The organism is Vagococcus sp. WN89Y, from assembly GCF_052220145.1.
Lineage (GTDB): Bacteria > Pseudomonadota > Gammaproteobacteria > Enterobacterales > Enterobacteriaceae > Kosakonia.
The window spans coordinates 36,331-54,072 of sequence record NZ_JBQPOM010000018.1 but is presented as its reverse complement, the minus strand read 5'-3'; the positions used below and the strand labels follow the sequence as shown (position 1 = coordinate 54,072).

Sequence of the window (17,742 nt, the reverse complement as noted above, 5' to 3'; positions counted from 1 at the left end):
TCTTATAGTAAATAGATCTCAATCACAGCGCCTGAACTTGCAAGGAGTTGCTATGGATTACCGCACCATTATTAAAGAGATAGGCCGGGGCAAGAACCACGCCCGCGACCTGGACGCTGATACCGCCCGCGAGCTGTATAACCGCATGCTGAACGGCGAGGTTCCTGAGCTGGAGTTAGGCGGCATTTTGATAGCGCTGCGTATTAAAGGTGAAGGCGAAGCCGAAATGCGAGGCTTTTACGACGCGATACAGAGTCATACCTTGCGCCTGACGCCGCCGGTCGCAAGGCCCATGCCGATAGTTATCCCCAGCTATAACGGCGCGCGCAGGCAGGCGAATCTCACGCCGCTGCTGGCCATTCTACTTAACAAGCTTGGCTTTCCGGTGCTGGTGCACGGCGTGAGCGAAGATCCCACGCGGGTTTTGACGGAAACGATTTTTACCCTGCTGGGCGTTGAACCCACGCTGCACGCAGGCCAGGCGCAGGCGCGTCTTGAGGGACATCAGCCGGTGTTTATGCCGGTGCGCGCCCTGTGTCCGCCGCTGGAAAACCAGCTGGCGCTGCGCTGGCGAATGGGTGTGCGTAACAGCGCGCACACGCTGGCGAAGCTGATTACCCCTTTCGAGGAGGGCGCGGCGCTGCGATTGTCGAGCGTTTCGCATCCGGAGTATCTCAGCAAAGTGGCACTGTTTTTTGCCGATATCGGCGGGCGGGCGCTGTTGATGCACGGCACGGAAGGGGAGGTTTACGCGAACCCGCAGCGCTGCCCGCAGTTAAACCTGATTGATAGCCAGGGCGAGCGCATCCTGTATCAGCGTCAGGAGGATGTGTTACAGGTGGCAAACGGTGTGGCAAAAGATGCTGAAAGCACCGCGCGCTGGACAGAGCATTGCCTTAGCGGTCGTGAAGCGGTGCCGCAATCGCTGAAGATCCAGCTGGCGGCATGCCTGGTGGCGACTGATGTTGCGGAAACGCTGGAGGCCGGTCTGGCTAAAGTTGAGCAAAGTTTTTGATAAAAAAATGCCCGTCACATGGCTGGACGGGCAAACAAGGGTAAATCGGGTCAATGAGGGTGGTGCGACCCGGCAGAGGGTTAAATTGCCGGGGTAAAACTACGGTGCTGTGAGCCGTTATTTGTAGATAACAGCAGTGCCTTCCATCTTGTTGTTGCCAACAGCGGAAGAGATACGATAGCCGCTCGCGCCAGCCTGGGCTGCTTTACTTGCCAGGCGTGCCTCCAGGCCATCGAGCGTGGTTGCGCCATCCGCAGACACGACGCCAATCTTCGTCATGCTTTCGGCCTGTAACGGTGTCACAGAGTGTGCCGCAAAGGCACCAAAGGAGAGGGTGGTTAAAGCGATAGCACAAACAGCATATTTGATGGTTTTCATACCAGTTATCTCGCAGGTTATTCTATATTGTTGGCGATACTCCGTCGATGTGGTTACTATCGCGCGGTTTGGCGGGAGATAAAATCTAAGAGAATTGAAAGCGTTGATTAAAAAATTTGAATGAGTTTTAACGCGTTGAAATTAAAAGGAATGGCGTGAGAAAAAGCGCGTCAGGGTGAAAAGAGTCGCGGCGAGAAAAAAATCGGCACGTATTGCCACATCCGGGGTAAAAATACCTGCTTTGCCGTAGAGTCTGGCGGCCTGGGGATTAACGCAACTGGCTGTCTTTCGAACCCCGGCGGTTATAGCCGGAGAAACTGGCGTTATGCAAATCTTTCTCCTGCTGGCAGTTGATGCACAAACGCACGCCGGGGATCGCTTTGCGGCGCGCTAACGGGATAGGCTCTCCGCACTCCTCGCACGTTTCCAGGCTCTCACCCTGCGGCAGACCTTTGCGCGCACGCGCCACCGCATCTTCAATCGTACTGTTAATCTGCTCGTTTAGCGCGTCGTCGTTTGCCCAGCCGGAAGCCATACGATTTCTCCTCTGTGTCTCCCTCTATTTTAGCCGCTCAGGCCGGATAGTGCAGCCATCCGGCACGATTTGCTTTAACGGTTATCGGGGCGAATTAAATCAAACCGCTGCGCGTCGCTGATACCGTAATAAGCCGACGGGCCACCGGCGCGCAGCACGGGCTGCGCTTTCGCCGTCTGGTAAACACCGCCTTCCAGCAGCGATTCATCAATATGCACCGCAACGACCTCGCCGAGCACCAGCCAGCTGTCAATCAGCGCACCGTCTGCGGCGGCCAGCTGGATACACTGAGAAAGCCTGCACTCAAAATTCACCGGACTTTCGGCCACGCGCGGCGCGCTAACGATGCGCCCGGCGACCGGTGTCAGCCCGGCGCGGGCAAACTCATCCTCTCCGTGTGGCAGCGATGCGGAGGTTTCATTCATGCGTTCGGCTAAATCGCGCGTGGTCAGATTCCAGACGAACTCTTTGGTTTCGCTAATATTCTGCACGCTGTCTTTCCAGCCGCTGCTGGCAAAACCGATAATCGGCGGGCGATAATTAAAGCAGTTGAAGAAACTGTACGGCGCAAGGTTGCGTCGCCCTTCGCCATCAAGCGATGCTATCCAGCCAATAGGCCGTGGGCCAATGATTGCATTGAGCGGGTCGTGAGGCAGGCCGTGACCTTTTGCCGGTTCGTAAAAATACATAACACATCCTGATTGCGATAAAGAATCTTTAGCCTCACTTATTTACCGTAGCGTCGTCAACGGGTATCTTACGCCGCTGCCAACAGGAGAATGTCATGAAAGCCCAGAAGCCGGGTCTGCACCCACGTAACCGCCACCAGAGTCGCTACGATCTCGACACGTTAACGACCGTCAATCCCTTTTTGCAGGATTTTCTTATTAGCAACCCGAACGGGGAAGCAACGATTGATTTTGCTAATCCGCAGGCGGTAAAAGCGCTCAATAAAGCGCTGCTGGCGCACTTTTACGGCGTGCAGCACTGGGATATTCCGCAAGGTTTTCTCTGCCCGCCGGTGCCGGGGCGTGCTGATTACATTCACCACCTGGCCGATGTGCTGGCCGAAAACAGCGAGACTGTCCCAAAGCATGCCAGCGTGCTGGATATCGGGACGGGGGCGAACTGTATCTACCCGCTGATTGGCGCGTATGAATATGGCTGGCGCTTTACCGGTAGCGAAATTAGCAACGAGGCGTTTGCCAGCGCGCAGGCGATTATTAATGCGAACCCCGGTCTGAGCCGCGCGGTGCGCCTGCGTCGGCAAAAAGATCCTGCGGCGATTTTCTCCGGCATCATTCATAAAAATGAACTGTACGACGCGACCCTGTGTAATCCGCCGTTTCACGACTCCGTTCAAAGCGCGCAGGCGAGCAGCGAGCGCAAACGGCGCAACCTCGGGCTGGCGGCAAACGGCGCGCTTAACTTTGGTGGCCAGCAGCAGGAGCTGTGGTGCGAAGGTGGCGAGGTTGCGTTTATTAGCAAGATGATTGCGGAAAGCCAGCGATTTTCCCGCCAGGTGCTGTGGTTCACCTCGCTGGTATCGCGTGGCGACAATCTGCCGGAGCTGTATCGTGCGTTAACCCAGGTGGGTGCGGTAAAAGTACTCAAAAAAGAGATGGCCCAGGGGCAAAAACAGAGCCGCTTTATTGCCTGGACCTTTCTGGATGACGCTCAACGTAAACGCTGGGCGCAAACACGTTTTACAAAGTAGGTTCTTGCGGCCCGTCCGGTGGCGTGGACGGTGCTGCGCTGTTGCTGCCCGGTGCAGGGATCATCTGATACGTTTGCACCGGGGCGCGCACGCTGGCGAGATCGAAATGTTTTTTCACCATGCTGTCGAGTGCAAAGCGTACCGTCCACTGTTTCAGCGGCAGGGTGGTGAATGTCACGCGCAGCGTGAAGGCGGTATTGGTCAGCCCGACAATGCCGACAAATGACGGTTCACCGATAACCAGCCCACGGATCTCTTCATTTTCCATCATCTCCGCCACCGCGTCTTTCAGCGCCTGATTCGCTTTGTCCGTATCTTCGTGACGATCGACATCATAGTTTGCCACCACCGAACCGATACCGCGGACAAAGTTGGCAAACGTAGTGATGGATGACCAGGGGATAATATGGTACGCGCCGGTGTCCTGGCGCACGCCCACCGAGCGAATCGACATGCGCTCGACGGTGCCGGTCAGCGGGCCGATGGTCACCAGATCGCCGGTGTTCATCCCATTCTCAAACTGAATAAATATGCCGGTAATAATATCTTTTACCAGGGTTTGCGAGCCAAAGGAAATCGCCAGACCCAGCGCACCGGCCCCCGCCAGCAGCGGCGCGATATTGACGCCAATTTCCGAGAGCACAATCATCACCGTAATGGTGCTGATAATCACCGCCAGCGCGTTACGAAACAGTGTCAGCAAAGTGCGGGTACGCGCGCTGGGCAGCGGGCGACCGTGAATGTCCGATGCCAGGCGGTTTTCGATAATGCTGGCGAGCAGTGTCCAGCCGACCGCTGAGAAGAACAGGATCAGTGCGATACGGATCAAGATATCGACGGTTTTCTCTCCCGCGCCGTTATTCAGCCAGTTCCAGAAATCAAACAGCCCCCATGCATTGAGCAGCAGCAGCACCGTGGTGCACACCGTCAGGATGCGTGCGGTTTTCAGCGCCGCCGACAGCCAGCCGTTCAGGCGTTTTTGTAACTCAGGATAGTTACGCTGCACCTGCGGTGATAGGGTGATGGTTTTATTGAGCCAGCGGGACAGCACGCCAGAAATAAAGGCTGCGATGCTTAATATCGCAAGGCTCTTCACCGAGGCGCCCATCATAAATTTCAGGCTGTTGCCCGGATCGAACAACGAAAAGAAAAACAGCACAATAAAGTACGCGCTGGCGAGCCAGTGCCAGATAAGGCTGAATGCATGGATAAACAGGCTGAAAAACGCCAGCGAATTATTCGCCAGATGATTAAGATTTTCCGAAATCGCCTTTTTGTTATGAAAGATAAGAAACAGCGCCCAGACGGTGATGCACAGCATAATCACCACGTTTGCCAGCGCGCCGAACTGCACATTCACCTGGTTTGAGATAATCGGAACGGCAACCAGCAGGCCATAACCAATCAGGCTGCTCAATGCGCTCAGGCGGAAGTGCCAGTAACGGGCGGTCTTATCGGTAATGCGAAACGGGCGCAGATCCGCAACGTGCGGGCAAAAGATAAGCCGCAGGATGATTTTGAAAAACTCAATAACAGCAAAAGCGCTCAGGAACAGGCTTTGCTGAAAAGCTATCGTGTGGTTGCCTGCGTTAAGTCGGTTGCTGAGTACCTGGCCGACAAACAGGGTCAGCGCCAGCAGCATCAGGTCAATCAATAAGGCGCTAATAATCATCGCCGGTAATTGCAGCCAGTTACTGCGGTCACGATTTTTGCGCCGTCCCCAGGCCCCCATTTTGCGATACAGCGGCAACATCGCTAAACGTATTAATAACCAGAAGGCAAACACCAGCGCCGCCAGCAATAAAAAGTGACCGGCGGCATTCATAAAGGTCTGTGGATTAAACGGTTTATGCGGCGAACCGGTGATGTTGCGATAGAGCTGAGCGAAGCGCGCCGCCAGCTCCTCGCCATAGTAACCACTTACCTCGGTCACTTTTTCCAGTACGGTTTGCTCTTCTTTTATTTCCGGCGGGGTGATAACCGGGACCGGCTCCTGCGGCGGCGTGGTCGCGACTTTGCGTAGCTGGTCGATAAGTTCTTTGCGCGAGTCATCGTTTTCCAGCACATCCGCCAGCGCGGCATAGGCCGCTTTTTTTTGCTCGACGCCAGGCTCTGTTTGCGAAGCTGCATTTGCATCGCTCGCCGCAGGGGTAATGCCGGGCAGCGTAGCGGCCTGCAGCGGCGCGCACAGCAGGCTAATGAGCAGCAGTATCCACGGCATAAATGACTCCGGCGAGAAAGATGAGGAAAATTATAAGTATAGATGCCGGGAAGCGTCGGGCGGGAAATGGGAGAAATCTGAGGGTGAATTGCCCCTCTGCGGAGGGGCGAATGCGCGTCAGGAGACGTGTTGCAGGAACTCTTGCAGGCGCTGGCTGGGCGGATTTTCGATTAACTGCTGCGGATTGCCATCTTCGGCAATGCGGCCTTTATCAATGAAAATCAGACGGGATGCCACTTTCTCGGCAAAGCCGATTTCGTGGGTGACGATAACCATCGTCATCCCTTCTTCCGCCAGATCCTGCATCACTTTTAACACTTCGTGGCGCAGCTCCGGGTCGAGCGCTGAGGTTGGCTCATCAAACAGCATCATTTTCGGCTTCACCGCCAGCGCGCGGGCAATGGCAACGCGCTGTTGCTGACCACCGGAAAGCTCGGAAGGATAGTGGTGCGCACGCTCCGCAAGACCCACTTTTGCCAGCAGTTCTTTTGCCAGTTTTTCGGCGTCCTGCTTCTTCGCACCGCGTACGCGGATAGGGCCGAACATCACGTTTTCCAGCGCCGTCAGGTGCGGGAACAGATAGAACTGCTGAAACACCATGCCCGCTTCCTGGCGGATCAGGCGCTCGTCAACCTTCGGGTCATTGACCTTCAGACCGTCAACAATCAGATCGCCGCTGGTTATCTCTTCGAGCTTATTAATGCAGCGCAGCAGCGTTGATTTGCCGGAACCAGATGGCCCGATAATGACCACTACTTCGCCCTGCTGAATATTCAGGTCGATATTATGCAGCACCTGGGTTGGGCCAAAGTGCTTGGAAACATTTTTAAATTCAATCACAGGATTTTCATCCTTCTTTCAAGACGGCGCAGAATAAAGCTCAGTACCAGGGTAATGATCAGATAGATAACCGCAACGGCGCTCCAGATTTCCAGTGCGCGGAAGTTGCCCGCGATAATTTCCTGACCTTGACGCGTGAGTTCGGCGACGCCGATAACAATAAACAACGACGTATCTTTAATACTGATGATCCACTGGTTGCCCAGCGGCGGCAGCATCCGGCGCAGCGCCAGCGGTAAAATCACATGGCGGATGGTTTCGCTGCGCGACAGCCCCAGCGCGAGGCCCGCTTCACGAAAGCCTTTATGGATGGAGAGCACGGCACCACGGGTGATTTCGGCAATATAAGCGCCGGAGTTAATCATAATGGTGACGACCGCCGCGGTGAAGGGATCGATACGTAAATCATTAAACGCCATCGGCAGGGCAAAGTAGATAAACATCACCTGCACAACGATGGGCGTACCGCGGATAATTTCGATAAATACCAGCGCGATGTGGTTACTGATCCAACCGCCGAAGCTGCGGGCGAAACCGGCGATCAGGCCGATAATTAAACCCCCAACCAGGCCGAGGACCGAGATCCACAGCGTCATTTTCGCCCCTTCCAGCAGAAGCGGAATGGCGGGCCAGATGGCGCTCCAGTCAAACTGCATGATGTATTCCTGTATTTCTGTAGACCGTGGTGGCAAAACCCGCCATCTCTCAGGCGCTCTTACGCCTGTTTGATGGCGGTGAAATCAGGGACGAACAGGCCCCCGATAATAAAGCCTTCGTTATAAATAATTATTTAGGTTCAGTACCGAACCATTTTTTATAGATTTCGTCGTAAGTACCGTTGTCGCGCAGCGTTTTCAGCGCGCCGTTCACTTTTTCACGCAGCTCGTCGCTGCCTTTCGGGAACGCGATACCGTACTGCTGCGCTTCCAGCGAGTCACCCACGGCTTTGAACTGGCCGTTGCCCGCGGTTTTGATAAAGTAGAGGATATTCGGCGTATCGTGCAGCACGGCGTCAGCACGGTTGGTTCCCAGCTCCATGTAGGCGTTGTCGATGTTCGGGAACTGGCGCAAATCTTTGGTTTTGATGTTTGCTTTTGCGTAATCAACTGACCCGGTGCCGCCTTTTACCGCCACCACTTTGCCGTCGAGATCTTTCACGCTTTTTACGTCGTTGTTGTTGGCTTTCACCATCACCAGCAGGCCGCTTTTGTAGTAACCATCAGAGAAATCAATCGCTTTTTTGCGCTCATCCGTAATGGTAATACCCGCCAGCGCCAGATCGATATTTTTCGTTTGCAGCGCCGGAATGATGCCGCTGAAGTCCATCGGCTTCAGTTGGTAATCCAGTTTGAGTTCTTTTGCGATGGCCGCCCACAGGTCTACGTCAAAACCAACGTATTTATCACCTTGTTTGAACTCGAAGGGAACGAATGCAGTATCGGTTGCGACAACCAGCTTTTTGTCAGCTGCCTGGGAAGAAACAGCAAAGGCGAGGGTGAGTGCAGCCAGGGAAAATTTCAATGCAGACTTCATAGCTTTTCCTTTTGTATCCGGGGAACGAACCCCTGCGAGAATGAACGCAGTATGAAAAAATCATGCCAGGTTTACAACCTATTGTTTTGTAAAGGCGAAGCTTTGACCAGTTGCACAATAAGCGAACCGCAAACCGCCATTTGCACCATATTGGTGATCGCTTTTGGTGCGCAGGCGCGTTTTGGCTGGTTTTGCTCTTATTTAGCGCAAAAGACGCGCAGAAAACAATCTCTTATTAACAGTTTTGTGATGTGATGGTTACGAAGTGGTAACTTATGTAGCGGGGGATAGCGGACGGGCGCACCATAAAAGTGCAAGCTCCCCCGCGAGCGGCGAGGGAGTCAGAACGAATACTTATACATTATTCAATGTTAGATTCGATAAACCACAGGAATTGATCCAGGTCGCGGGATGCCGCGGTAAAGATATCTGCGGTGTCTTCATCTTTTGCTTCGCTGATGGCTTTACGCACATCATTTGCCACGACAGCATAACGATCCGCCAGCTCTTTCAGGTGATCCTGAACGCTGTGAATATCCAGCGGGTAGCTTTTAAGCGGCGTTTTGCTGTTAACGACCTGCGTTGTGCCCAGCGCCACTCCACCCAGCTGCACGGCACGTTCTGCCATGGTGTCCAGATGATCAATCAGCGAGGTACGGAACTGATCCAGCATTTCATGTACGGCAATAAAGTTCGCACCGCGCATATTCCAGTGAGCCTGTTTGGTAATCAACGACAGGTCAGTGAACTGGACCACCTGGCGATTCAGCAATTCAACGGTCGCTTTTTTATCGCTATCCGATACATCGTTGCGGGTATAAAGCAGATTAGACGCTTTTGATTTAACCAGTTTTGCGGTACTCATAATTCATATCCTCTTGATGTTTTGTGTCCCAGGTAAATACCGGAACTAAGTATAGCACCAGAATTTCTGTCAGCACTTTTGGCTGTGCCTATCAGTTCGATAGCATACATAGAAATATAGGAAGGCCTTTCTGGCAGCGCAAGGTAATGGCATGAATAAAAAGATAATTCTTAATAAAGAAGATTGCTGTGACTGTTCATGTGGATATTTAATACGGAGTGTTGGGAAAGGTAAGAAATAATGACAGGGACATTGCATTAATATTCAGCATAAGAGACAACTCATGCTGAATAATAATTATTAACCGATATCGACTTCTTTAATTTTACTTTCACGGCTCAGCGTCAGAGTCGATCCCATAGAGGCAATAATAATCGCCATCAATGCCAGCACCTGCTGCAATGACAAGGTTTCACCGAGGAATATCATCCCGGACAGTGCCGCCATCGCCGGTTCCATACTCATTAACGTGCCGAAGGTCCGGGTGGGTAAACGCGTCAGAGCAACCATTTCCAGCGAGTAAGGCAGCGCGGTAGAGAGGATGGCAATGGCAACTCCCAGCGGCAGGATAGACCAGTGCCAGAGCAGTTCCCCTGCCTGCAGGGCGCCAATGGGGACAAAAATCACCGCGGCGATTAGCGAACCGAACGCGACCGTTGCCGGGCCATGTTCTGCGCCCGCGCGCTGCCCGGTCAGAATGTAAATCGCCCAGCACGCCCCCGCGCCCAGCGCCAGCGCGGCCCCGGTTAAATCCACATGTGAGACGTTATCGCCCAGCGGCAGCAGGTACCACAGCCCCAATACCGTCAGAATGACCCAGATAAAATCCACCGGGCGGCGAGAAGAAAAAAGGGCGACGGCCAGCGGGCCGGTAAATTCCAGGGCGACGGCAACACCCAGCGGAATCGTCTGAATGGAGAGATAGAACATATAATTCATGCCGCCAAGCGACAGGCCGTAAAACAGCAGCGGCAGGCGCTGCACGCGCGTGAAACGCAGGCGCCAGGGTTTAAATATGACAGCCAGGATAAGCGTACCTAGCGCCAGACGCAGCGCGGTAACGCCGGGTGCGCCGACCAGCGGGAAAAGTGATTTCGCCAGCGATGCGCCCCCCTGAATTGAAACCATGGCAACGAGCAAAATGACCACCGGTAGCCATACCGGTAACTTATGGGATACGCCTGGCATCCTCTCTCCTGTCAATTTATGTCAAGGCAAGTAAAGCGCTCAGTCTATCTGAAATAGCCTTTGACGGTTTAGTGTTTGTTGAACGAAAGCGGCTACAATAAATAACAACTGTTGGTTTATTCACCGTTATTTTAGGAATATTCCGGATGAAGATGCCGAAAATGAACTATCATAATAGTGTGTTATTCCGCAAAAAACGTTTTTAATGAAAGAGTTGTTCAGTGGTGGAAATGTTCTGTTACATGAAATGGGCCATTAGACATCTTTTCATCGAAAGAGTTTCGTAACGTTTTTTGATATATTTATTTCGTAGGACGTAGGATTTACTTGAAGCACATTTGAGGTGGATTATGAAAAAAATTGCATGTCTTTCAGCACTGGCCGCTGTTCTGGCGGTTTCCGCAGGTACTGCAGTAGCAGCGACTTCCACCGTTTCTGGTGGTTACGCACAGAGCGATGCTCAGGGCATCTCCAACAAAAACAGTGGTTTCAACCTGAAGTACCGCTACGAGCAGGACAACAACCCACTGGGTGTTATCGGTTCCTTTACTTACACTGAAAAATCCCGTACCTCTAACGACGGTATCTATAACAAAGGACAGTACTACGGTATCACCGCAGGTCCTGCTTTCCGCATTAACGACTGGGCTAGCATCTACGGCGTAGTGGGTGTGGGTTACGGTAAATTCCAGCAGACTGAGGACGTTGTTAACCGTTCCGATACCAGCGACTACGGTTTCTCTTACGGTGCTGGCCTGCAGTTCAACCCGATGGAAAACGTTGCTCTGGACTTCTCTTATGAGCAGAGCCGCATCCGTCACGTTGACGTTGGCACCTGGATTGCCGGTGTTGGTTACCGCTTCTAATCGCTTCTGCGATGGAAAAATCCGCCCACCGGGCGGATTTTTTTTGCCTGTCGTTTAACGACGGTTGCGGGTATCGAAGAGATCGGTCGCCAGGTGGTTATAGTCCACTTTCTTTAATTTAAAGTTGGTCACGTAAACCGGCCCGGCCTTTTTGTCAGAAATAAAACGGTAGGTATTTTTAATTTGACTGGCCGTGATCCCCGTCCACTGAGAGAAAAAGTGCAGGAAATCATTCGCTGAACGGCGCGCCTTAATCAACCGGTGTTTCTTATCATCGCTGGAAATCACCATAAACGGCACCTGGAAGTTCTGCTGAAAATGGTCATCATGCGCCAGATATTGCACTTCCTTGCCGCGTTCTTTGAACGCCAGGCCATGATCGGCAAAATAGACCATTGAGAAACTGTCGCCGGTATTGAGAAGCTGGGAATAGAGTTTGCCGAGCAATTCATCCGTCTGGGTGATGGAATAGAGGTAGCAGGAGGTCTCTTTCGACTGTACAAACTCGCTGTATTTGCCGCCGGTGCGATCGCAGGCTTGCGGGTGCGAGCCCATCAAGTGCAGCACAATAAGCTGCGGCTGCGTGCGGGTGGTGGCAAAAACCTGCGCCGTCATTTTTAAAAGCTCCTCATCGCGGGTATTTTTATCCGCTTCGAAATCACCGCTTTTCAGAAACTGAACTTCATCAGCACGTTTTGCGATACTGGCAATCGCCGTGTCGTACTCGCCAAGCTGCCCCTGGTTAGAGAACCACCAGGTCTGAAACCCGGCGCGGTTTGCCAGCGTGACAAAATTATCCTGAAACTGCGGTTGGCCATCCACCACGCGGTTTAAGGTCAGGCCGAGCGATTTCTGTGTAGAGCCGCTGGCGGCAATGTAATCAACGAATAAATTACCGTTGACCTGGCTGGCAAACGGCGTGTTATTCCAGTGACCGCCAAATGCCCCGACCGCATCGCGGCGCACGCTCTCACCGATAACCACAACATAAGTGTGATACCTGGGCTTTACCGCCAGCACGTTCCAGCTATCTTTCATTTGCGCCAGCGCGCTCATACGCGCCTGCTCATCCATCACTTCCTGATTGTTCACCAGCGTATCTTTGACAAAACGGAACACCGGATAGCCGCTGTCTTTAAGCGCAAACGTACCGCCGTGAAATTTATTTTGCAGCGGAGTGACGAAAAAAAGCGCCACACAAAACAGTGCCGCCAGAGAATCGCCTTTGCCCCACGCGCTTTTTTCCACTGCTTTACGCCGCACGGCCACAACACCGAGGGCAAAAATAAACACACCGATAACGTAATGATACCAGGGGAAGATGGTGATGATCTCCGCTGACTCTTCCATGCTGGTGGAGTGCAGAGCGAGCAGGGTATTAAAGTTCGGCGCGCCATAGGCCTGGGCAAAGGGAAAATAGAGCGCTGCCACCAATGAACAGGCACCGTTCAGGAGCTTATGCGCGCGCGGGGCATGGCGCCACAGCAGGTTCAGCAGGCAGGTAAAGGCCACCGTATAAAGCAGGCTAAACGGGTAGCCCAGCGCGCAATGAATCAGGATCGCTTGCAGAAAATAAAAGCCGAGCCACGGACTCAGCGCCTGGCCGCGTGCGGCAAGGGTTTCTTTAATTAGTAAACTCATCAGTCACTATCACGAACCGCCATGTGGAAACCCTGGCGTGAAGGGCCAAAACCTGCCGGACAGTGCGTATGGAGAGAGGAGTGGTCCGCTTCAGCGAGCCGCAATGGTGCAGGGCAGCGCAACGATAGAGCGAGGCGCAATGAAGATCAACACTTGCTAAGCAGTTGTTTTGCGAGAGTGATTACAATTTCAGCAAAAAGCGGCGAATTTTGGATAAGACCAGGCAGCATGAGGGAAAAAAATGAAGCGGCGTACCGCGACGCCGCATTAATGGGTGGGCTTGTCGTTATTTTGCTGCGGCTTGCCGTTGATGATATCGCACAACATATTCAGCAGCATTAAACGGACTTTAAAGGGAGAGTGACTAAACACGCGCATACACCTCTTGAACTCATTCATCGTAATCTCCTTCTGATTTACGCCCCTTCAGTCCGTGAAAGGAGAACACATTACATACAGATATAGCACAGGCTATATTTTATAGCTACGGCTAAGAAGGTAAATTTTTGTACTGCATCACGGATGGTTTACAATGGCGCATCTTTTATATGATGCTGCACAGGCCTCACACAGCCAGAGGAAGCCCAATGAACCGTCGCGCAGATAAGCAAACAATAAAAAAAGTGACGCTAGTAAATGTTGAAGAGCACGTGGAAGGCTTCCGCCAGGTGCGTGAAGCGCATCGTCGCGAGTTGATTGATGACTATGTTGAACTGATTTCAGATCTTATCCGCGAAGTGGGCGAAGCCCGGCAGGTGGATATGGCGGCAAGGCTTGGCGTGTCGCAACCGACGGTTGCAAAAATGCTCAAACGGCTGGCATCGGTTGGTTTGATTGAGCAAATCCCCTGGCGCGGCGTGTTTTTAACGCCAGAAGGGGAGAAGCTGGCGCAGGAGAGCCGCGAGCGTCACCAGATAGTCGAAAGCTTCCTGCTGGTGCTGGGCGTCAGCCCGGACACCGCCCGGCGCGATGCCGAAGGTATGGAACACCATGTCAGCGAAGAAACCCTTGAGTGTTTCCGCCTCTTTACCCAGCAACGGGAACAGTCTGCTGAATGAACCTGCCTTTTTTGCGTGCGCTGGTGCACGACCGCTTTTTGCAACTTTTACTGCTGATCGGCTTCTCCCTGTGCTTTTTCACGCCTTTTGCGCCCGCGAAATGGCCAGCGGCCATTGACTGGCACACCATTATTACCCTCAGCGGGTTGATGCTGCTAACCAAAGGCGTGGAGCTGAGCGGTTATTTCGAGGTGATTGGTCGGCGCATGGTGCGCCGCTTTCATACCGAGCGGCGGCTGGCGATGTTTATGGTGCTGGCGTCGGCGCTGCTCTCTACCTTTCTGACCAACGATGTGGCGCTGTTTATTACGGTGCCGCTGACCATCACACTCAAGAAACTGTGTGAGATCCCGGTGAACCGGTTGATTATTTTTGAAGCGCTGGCGGTCAATGCCGGATCGCTTCTGACGCCGATTGGCAACCCGCAAAATATCCTGCTGTGGGGGCGCTCCGGGCTGTCATTTCCTGAGTTTATTGGTCAGATGGCACCGCTGGCGCTGGTCATGATGCTGACGCTGTGGGGGCTTTGCTGGTTTTGCTTTCCGGCGAAAACGCTTACCTATCACGGCGGCATGAAAACCACCGCCTGGCAGCCCAGGCTTGTCTGGTGCAGCCTTGCTTTTTACCTGATATTTATCACCTCGCTTGAGTTAAAACAGGAGCTGTGGGGCCTGGTACTGGTTGCCGCCGGGTTTTTGCTGCTGGCGCGTCAGGTTATCGCGCGCGTTGACTGGAGCCTGCTGCTGGTCTTTATGGCGATGTTTATTGATGTGCATTTACTTATTCAGCTTCCGGCGCTGCACAACCTGCTCAACAGCGCCAGCGAGCTTTCGCCCTCCGGCCTGTGGTTTACGGCAATTGGTTTGTCGCAATTTATCAGTAACGTGCCCGCCACCATTTTGCTCATTAACTACGTGCCGCCGGATACCTTACTCGCCTGGGCGGTGAACGTCGGCGGTTTCGGGTTATTGCCTGGTTCGCTGGCGAATCTGATTGCGCTGCGGATGGCGAACAACCGCCGCATCTGGTGGCGTTTTCACCTCTATTCTCTGCCCATGCTGCTGTGGGCTGCGCTTGTCGGTTACGGGTTACTTTTTTTCAGATAGTGCTGATTTGTCAGTTTTTCCTGGCAAATGTATAGCAACCGCCTAACTTTAGTTATCGGCGCATTCTGGCGCCGTGACATGATGGGATCGTGGCGACACTATGGCTGAAAATACTAAAAAACCTGACGAAGCGCAGGAAGACGAGAACCAAAATCAAAACGAAACCTCCCGCAAACGCCCCGGAAAAAAGCCGCTTATCATCCTCGGCATCGTCGTGGTGGTGATGGTTGTTGTGGCGCTGGTGTGGTGGTTTTTAACCCGTAATGAAGAGACCACCGACGACGCGTTTACCGACGGCGATGTGGTGACGATTGCGCCAAAAGTGGCGGGTTACGTGACCGAATTACGGGTGAAGGATAACCAGCGGGTGAAAAAAGGCGACCTGCTGGTAATCATTGATCCCAGAGATGCCAAAGCCCAGCGCGATCAGGCGCAGGCGCAGTTAGGGCTGGCCACCGCGCAGCTGCATCAGGCGCAGGCGCAGCTGGCGTTGTCAAAAGTTCAGTATCCGGCGCAGCGTAACGAAGCCCGTGCGCAGGTGTTAAAAGCGCAGGCCGATCTGGCGAACGCGGAGGCTGCGTACCGTCGCCAGCGGGGTGTCGATCCACGTGCCACCACGCAGCAAAATATCGATTCCGCCAATGCGCAGTTACGCAGCGCGCAGGCGCAGCTTGCCAGTGCTCAGGCGCAGCTTGAAGTGGCCGAGCAGGTCGAGCTACAAATTCGCCAGCAAGAAACCAATGTGGAAGCGCGCCAGCAGCAGGTGGAACAGGCGAAAGCACAGCTGGAAACCGCCTCGCTTAACCTTTCATGGACCGAGGTACGCGCGCCGTTTGACGGCGTGGTGACCAAACGCAACGTGCAGTTGGGTACGCTGGTGCAGGCGGGCAGCGCGCTGTTCTCGCTGGTTTCCCCTGATGTATGGGTGGTGGCGAACTTCAAAGAGTCGCAGCTTGAGCGTATGCGTCCTGGCAACAAAGTCAGCGTCAAAGTCGACGCCTGGCCGGATATGGAACTGGAAGGGCACATTGACAGCATCCAGCAGGGCAGCGGGTCGAAATTTGCCGCGTTCCCGACGGAAAACGCTACCGGCAACTTTGTGAAAATCGTGCAGCGCGTACCGGTTAAAATCGTTATCGATAAGGGGCTTGACCCGAACCAACCGCTGCCGCTCGGCCTTTCCGTTGAACCGAAGGTTACGCTGGAATGACCGACCACAGCCAGGAAAACTGGCGACCGGCCAGTAACCCGTGGGCGGTGGCGTGGGTCGTCACCCTCGCGGTGTTTATGGAAATTCTTGATACCACCATTGTGAACGTGGCGCTGCCGCATATCGCCGGTTCGCTCTCCGCCAGCTATGACGAATCCACTTGGGTGCTGACCAGCTACCTGGTGGCGAACGGTATCGTGCTGCCGATCTCCGCTTTCCTCAGCCGTACCTTTGGCCGCAAACAGTTCTTTCTGATCTGTATCGTGATGTTCACCGTCTGCTCGTTTCTCTGCGGCATTGCCACTGAGCTTTGGCAAATTATCCTGTTTCGTATTTTGCAGGGCTTTTTCGGCGGCGGCCTGCAACCGACGCAGCAATCGGTGCTGCTGGATTATTTTAAACCCGAGGACAGGGGCAAAGCGTTTGGTCTCTCGTCTATCGCCATCATTGTTGCGCCGGTCCTCGGGCCGACGCTGGGCGGCTGGATAACCGATAACTACTCCTGGCGCTGGGTCTTTTTTATCAATATCCCGGTGGGCATTGTCACCGTGCTGGCTATCTACAACTTGCTCGAAGATCCACCCTGGGAGCGTAAATCTAAACAGAAACTGTTTATCGACTGGCCGGGAATAGCGCTGATTACCTTAGGTCTCGGCTGCCTGCAGGTGATGCTCGATCGCGGCGAAAACGAAGACTGGTTTAACTCAGACTTCACGCGCATCTTTGCCGTGCTGGCGGCGGTGGGTATCGTCGGGGCCATTTACTGGCTGCGTTATGCGAAAAAACCGGTGGTGGATTTACGCTGCATGGCAGATAAAAACTTTGCCATCTCCAGCCTGTTGATGTCCGGCATGGCGATGATTCTCTACGGCAGCTCGGTGGTTATCCCGCAGCTGGCGCAGCAGGATTTGGGCTATACCGCCACCTGGTCCGGGCTGGTGCTTTCGCCAGGCGCAGTGCTTATCGTGCTGACCATTCCTCTGGTGTTAAAACTGATGCCCGTGGTGCAGACTCGCTGGATAATCGCCTTTGGCTTCGCCTGCCTGGCCGCGTCGTTCTGGTGGTCGCGCACACTGACACCGGATATCGACTTCGAAACCCTGATGCTGTTTCGCAGCGCTCAGTCAATCGGTCTGGGTTTTTTGTTTGTGCCGCTCACCACCATTGCGTTTGTCTCGATTCCCCGCGAGCTTAACGCGGACGCCGCCGCGCTCTTTACCATGTTCCGTAACGTGGCCGGATCGATAGGGATTTCGCTTTCCACGGCGGCGATCACCGAGCGATCGCAGGTGCACACCGCGCATCTTGCCGAGCATACCTCGCCCTTTAATGAGCAGTTCCAGCAAGCGATCCGCGCAACGGCTGAGACGATCCGTAATTTCACCACCCTTGCGGGCGATCCGTTAAGCAATGCCACCGGGCAGATGTACAAAACCATGATCGCGCAGTCGCGTTTTCTGGCCTATGTCGATGTCTTTACGATATTGAGCGTGGTTGCGGTGTTATTGATTCCTTTTTGTTTATTGCTTTCGCCGATTAAGAGCGAAGGCAGCGCAGGAGCACATTAAT

19 protein-coding genes are annotated in these 17,742 nt (G+C 53.7%); 8 read left to right on the top strand and 11 right to left on the bottom strand.

All coding sequences use genetic code 11. The features are described from left to right. Positions 1-52 precede the first annotated feature (52 nt). Entirely contained in the window at positions 53-1,015 is a 963-nt protein-coding gene (gene ybiB, locus ACTU3N_RS06185) for a DNA-binding protein YbiB (protein ID WP_443085265.1), read from the top strand. Positions 1,016-1,132: 117 nt separating this feature from the next. Here ybiB and ybiJ read toward each other — a convergent pair whose 3' ends face one another. The 3 genes from ybiJ to ACTU3N_RS06170 all read right to left on the bottom strand — a co-directional run bounded on the left by ybiJ (position 1,133) and on the right by ACTU3N_RS06170 (position 2,617). Next, positions 1,133-1,393, bottom strand: coding sequence for a DUF1471 family protein YbiJ (gene ybiJ / locus ACTU3N_RS06180; protein ID WP_443085264.1), 261 nt, complete (start codon positions 1,391-1,393; stop codon positions 1,133-1,135). Between the two features lie 268 nt (positions 1,394-1,661). Further along, on the bottom strand, positions 1,662-1,928 hold the full coding sequence (locus ACTU3N_RS06175) for a DksA/TraR family C4-type zinc finger protein (RefSeq protein ID WP_443085263.1): 267 nt from the start codon (positions 1,926-1,928) through the stop codon (positions 1,662-1,664). A gap of 74 nt (positions 1,929-2,002) precedes the next feature. Then, positions 2,003-2,617: a flavin reductase family protein gene (locus ACTU3N_RS06170; protein WP_443085262.1), complete on the bottom strand. Its 615-nt coding sequence runs from the start codon at positions 2,615-2,617 to the stop codon at positions 2,003-2,005. Between the two features lie 95 nt (positions 2,618-2,712). Between ACTU3N_RS06170 and rlmF the strand changes: the two genes are divergently transcribed. Further along, positions 2,713-3,645 carry a 23S rRNA (adenine(1618)-N(6))-methyltransferase RlmF gene (gene rlmF, locus ACTU3N_RS06165; protein WP_443085261.1) on the top strand — a complete coding sequence of 311 codons (933 nt, stop codon included), beginning with the start codon at positions 2,713-2,715 and terminating at the stop codon, positions 3,643-3,645. Here rlmF and ybiO read toward each other — a convergent pair. The 4 genes from ybiO to glnH form a co-directional block, all read right to left on the bottom strand. Then, positions 3,635-5,866: a mechanosensitive channel protein gene (gene ybiO / locus ACTU3N_RS06160; protein ID WP_443085260.1), complete on the bottom strand. Its 2,232-nt coding sequence runs from the start codon at positions 5,864-5,866 to the stop codon at positions 3,635-3,637. The two genes, rlmF and ybiO, sit on opposite strands and share 11 nt — an antisense overlap. Positions 5,867-5,983: 117 nt before the next feature. Next, entirely contained in the window at positions 5,984-6,706 is a 723-nt protein-coding gene (gene glnQ, locus ACTU3N_RS06155; RefSeq protein WP_443085259.1) for a glutamine ABC transporter ATP-binding protein GlnQ, read from the bottom strand. Beyond that, positions 6,703-7,362 carry a glutamine ABC transporter permease GlnP gene (gene glnP, locus ACTU3N_RS06150; RefSeq protein ID WP_443085258.1) on the bottom strand — a complete coding sequence of 220 codons (660 nt, stop codon included), beginning with the start codon at positions 7,360-7,362 and terminating at the stop codon, positions 6,703-6,705. Before glnP ends, glnQ begins: the two co-directional genes overlap by 4 nt. Positions 7,363-7,492: 130 nt before the next feature. Then, positions 7,493-8,239 (bottom strand): glutamine ABC transporter substrate-binding protein GlnH, encoded by a 747-nt coding sequence (gene glnH / locus ACTU3N_RS06145; protein ID WP_443085257.1) that lies wholly within the window; start codon positions 8,237-8,239, stop codon positions 7,493-7,495. A gap of 51 nt (positions 8,240-8,290) precedes the next feature. On the opposite strand from glnH, the gene ACTU3N_RS06140 reads away from it, so the two are divergent. Continuing rightward, a complete protein-coding gene (locus ACTU3N_RS06140; RefSeq protein ID WP_443085256.1) occupies positions 8,291-8,494 on the top strand; it encodes a hypothetical protein in 204 nt (67 codons plus the stop codon). Positions 8,495-8,600: 106 nt separating this feature from the next. Here the strand turns inward: ACTU3N_RS06140 and dps are convergent, their stop codons facing one another. Beyond that, positions 8,601-9,104: a DNA starvation/stationary phase protection protein Dps gene (gene dps / locus ACTU3N_RS06135; protein WP_443085255.1), complete on the bottom strand. Its 504-nt coding sequence runs from the start codon at positions 9,102-9,104 to the stop codon at positions 8,601-8,603. 300 nt (positions 9,105-9,404) lie between these two features. Continuing rightward, positions 9,405-10,292 (bottom strand): threonine/homoserine exporter RhtA, encoded by an 888-nt coding sequence (rhtA, locus tag ACTU3N_RS06130; RefSeq protein ID WP_443085254.1) that lies wholly within the window; start codon positions 10,290-10,292, stop codon positions 9,405-9,407. 350 nt (positions 10,293-10,642) lie between these two features. On the opposite strand from rhtA, the gene ompX reads away from it, so the two are divergent. After that, the gene (gene ompX, locus ACTU3N_RS06125) at positions 10,643-11,158 is read left to right on the top strand and encodes an outer membrane protein OmpX (RefSeq protein WP_443085253.1); all 516 of its coding nucleotides are present in this window, start codon (positions 10,643-10,645) and stop codon (positions 11,156-11,158) included. A 54-nt stretch (positions 11,159-11,212) separates the two neighbouring features. Here the strand turns inward: ompX and ACTU3N_RS06120 are convergent, their stop codons facing one another. Then, positions 11,213-12,799: a phosphoethanolamine transferase gene (locus ACTU3N_RS06120; RefSeq protein ID WP_443085252.1), complete on the bottom strand. Its 1,587-nt coding sequence runs from the start codon at positions 12,797-12,799 to the stop codon at positions 11,213-11,215. Positions 12,800-13,066: 267 nt separating this feature from the next. Next, entirely contained in the window at positions 13,067-13,177 is a 111-nt protein-coding gene (gene mntS, locus ACTU3N_RS06115) for a manganase accumulation protein MntS (RefSeq protein WP_443085357.1), read from the bottom strand. Positions 13,178-13,386: 209 nt separating this feature from the next. Between mntS and mntR the strand changes: the two genes are divergently transcribed. From mntR to ACTU3N_RS06095, 4 genes are all read left to right on the top strand, one after another. Next, positions 13,387-13,857: a manganese-binding transcriptional regulator MntR gene (mntR, locus tag ACTU3N_RS06110; protein WP_443085251.1), complete on the top strand. Its 471-nt coding sequence runs from the start codon at positions 13,387-13,389 to the stop codon at positions 13,855-13,857. Next, a complete protein-coding gene (locus ACTU3N_RS06105) occupies positions 13,854-14,963 on the top strand; it encodes an anion transporter (protein ID WP_443085250.1) in 1,110 nt (369 codons plus the stop codon). Before mntR ends, ACTU3N_RS06105 begins: the two co-directional genes overlap by 4 nt. A 100-nt stretch (positions 14,964-15,063) precedes the next feature. Continuing rightward, positions 15,064-16,173 (top strand): HlyD family secretion protein, encoded by a 1,110-nt coding sequence (locus ACTU3N_RS06100; RefSeq protein WP_443085249.1) that lies wholly within the window; start codon positions 15,064-15,066, stop codon positions 16,171-16,173. Then, positions 16,170-17,741, top strand: coding sequence for a DHA2 family efflux MFS transporter permease subunit (locus tag ACTU3N_RS06095; protein ID WP_443085248.1), 1,572 nt, complete (start codon positions 16,170-16,172; stop codon positions 17,739-17,741). The genes ACTU3N_RS06100 and ACTU3N_RS06095 overlap by 4 nt, the downstream gene beginning before the upstream one ends. Position 17,742: the final 1 nt, after the last annotated feature.

Excerpts from the sequence above, each read along its gene's own strand:
- ybiB (WP_443085265.1), top strand. The coding sequence starts at position 53 with ATGGATTACCGCACCATTATTAAAGAGATAGGCCGGGGCAAGAACCAC.
- ybiJ (WP_443085264.1), bottom strand. The coding sequence starts at position 1,393 with ATGAAAACCATCAAATATGCTGTTTGTGCTATCGCTTTAACCACCCTC.
- ACTU3N_RS06175 (WP_443085263.1), bottom strand. The coding sequence starts at position 1,928 with ATGGCTTCCGGCTGGGCAAACGACGACGCGCTAAACGAGCAGATTAAC.
- ACTU3N_RS06170 (WP_443085262.1), bottom strand. The coding sequence starts at position 2,617 with ATGTATTTTTACGAACCGGCAAAAGGTCACGGCCTGCCTCACGACCCG.
- rlmF (WP_443085261.1), top strand. The coding sequence starts at position 2,713 with ATGAAAGCCCAGAAGCCGGGTCTGCACCCACGTAACCGCCACCAGAGT.
- ybiO (WP_443085260.1), bottom strand. The coding sequence starts at position 5,866 with ATGCCGTGGATACTGCTGCTCATTAGCCTGCTGTGCGCGCCGCTGCAG.
- glnP (WP_443085258.1), bottom strand. The coding sequence starts at position 7,362 with ATGCAGTTTGACTGGAGCGCCATCTGGCCCGCCATTCCGCTTCTGCTG.
- glnH (WP_443085257.1), bottom strand. The coding sequence starts at position 8,239 with ATGAAGTCTGCATTGAAATTTTCCCTGGCTGCACTCACCCTCGCCTTT.
- ACTU3N_RS06140 (WP_443085256.1), top strand. The coding sequence starts at position 8,291 with ATGAAAAAATCATGCCAGGTTTACAACCTATTGTTTTGTAAAGGCGAA.
- dps (WP_443085255.1), bottom strand. The coding sequence starts at position 9,104 with ATGAGTACCGCAAAACTGGTTAAATCAAAAGCGTCTAATCTGCTTTAT.
- rhtA (WP_443085254.1), bottom strand. The coding sequence starts at position 10,292 with ATGCCAGGCGTATCCCATAAGTTACCGGTATGGCTACCGGTGGTCATT.
- ompX (WP_443085253.1), top strand. The coding sequence starts at position 10,643 with ATGAAAAAAATTGCATGTCTTTCAGCACTGGCCGCTGTTCTGGCGGTT.
- ACTU3N_RS06120 (WP_443085252.1), bottom strand. The coding sequence starts at position 12,799 with ATGAGTTTACTAATTAAAGAAACCCTTGCCGCACGCGGCCAGGCGCTG.
- mntS (WP_443085357.1), bottom strand. The coding sequence starts at position 13,177 with ATGCGCGTGTTTAGTCACTCTCCCTTTAAAGTCCGTTTAATGCTGCTG.
- mntR (WP_443085251.1), top strand. The coding sequence starts at position 13,387 with ATGAACCGTCGCGCAGATAAGCAAACAATAAAAAAAGTGACGCTAGTA.
- ACTU3N_RS06105 (WP_443085250.1), top strand. The coding sequence starts at position 13,854 with ATGAACCTGCCTTTTTTGCGTGCGCTGGTGCACGACCGCTTTTTGCAA.
- ACTU3N_RS06100 (WP_443085249.1), top strand. The coding sequence starts at position 15,064 with ATGGCTGAAAATACTAAAAAACCTGACGAAGCGCAGGAAGACGAGAAC.
- ACTU3N_RS06095 (WP_443085248.1), top strand. The coding sequence starts at position 16,170 with ATGACCGACCACAGCCAGGAAAACTGGCGACCGGCCAGTAACCCGTGG.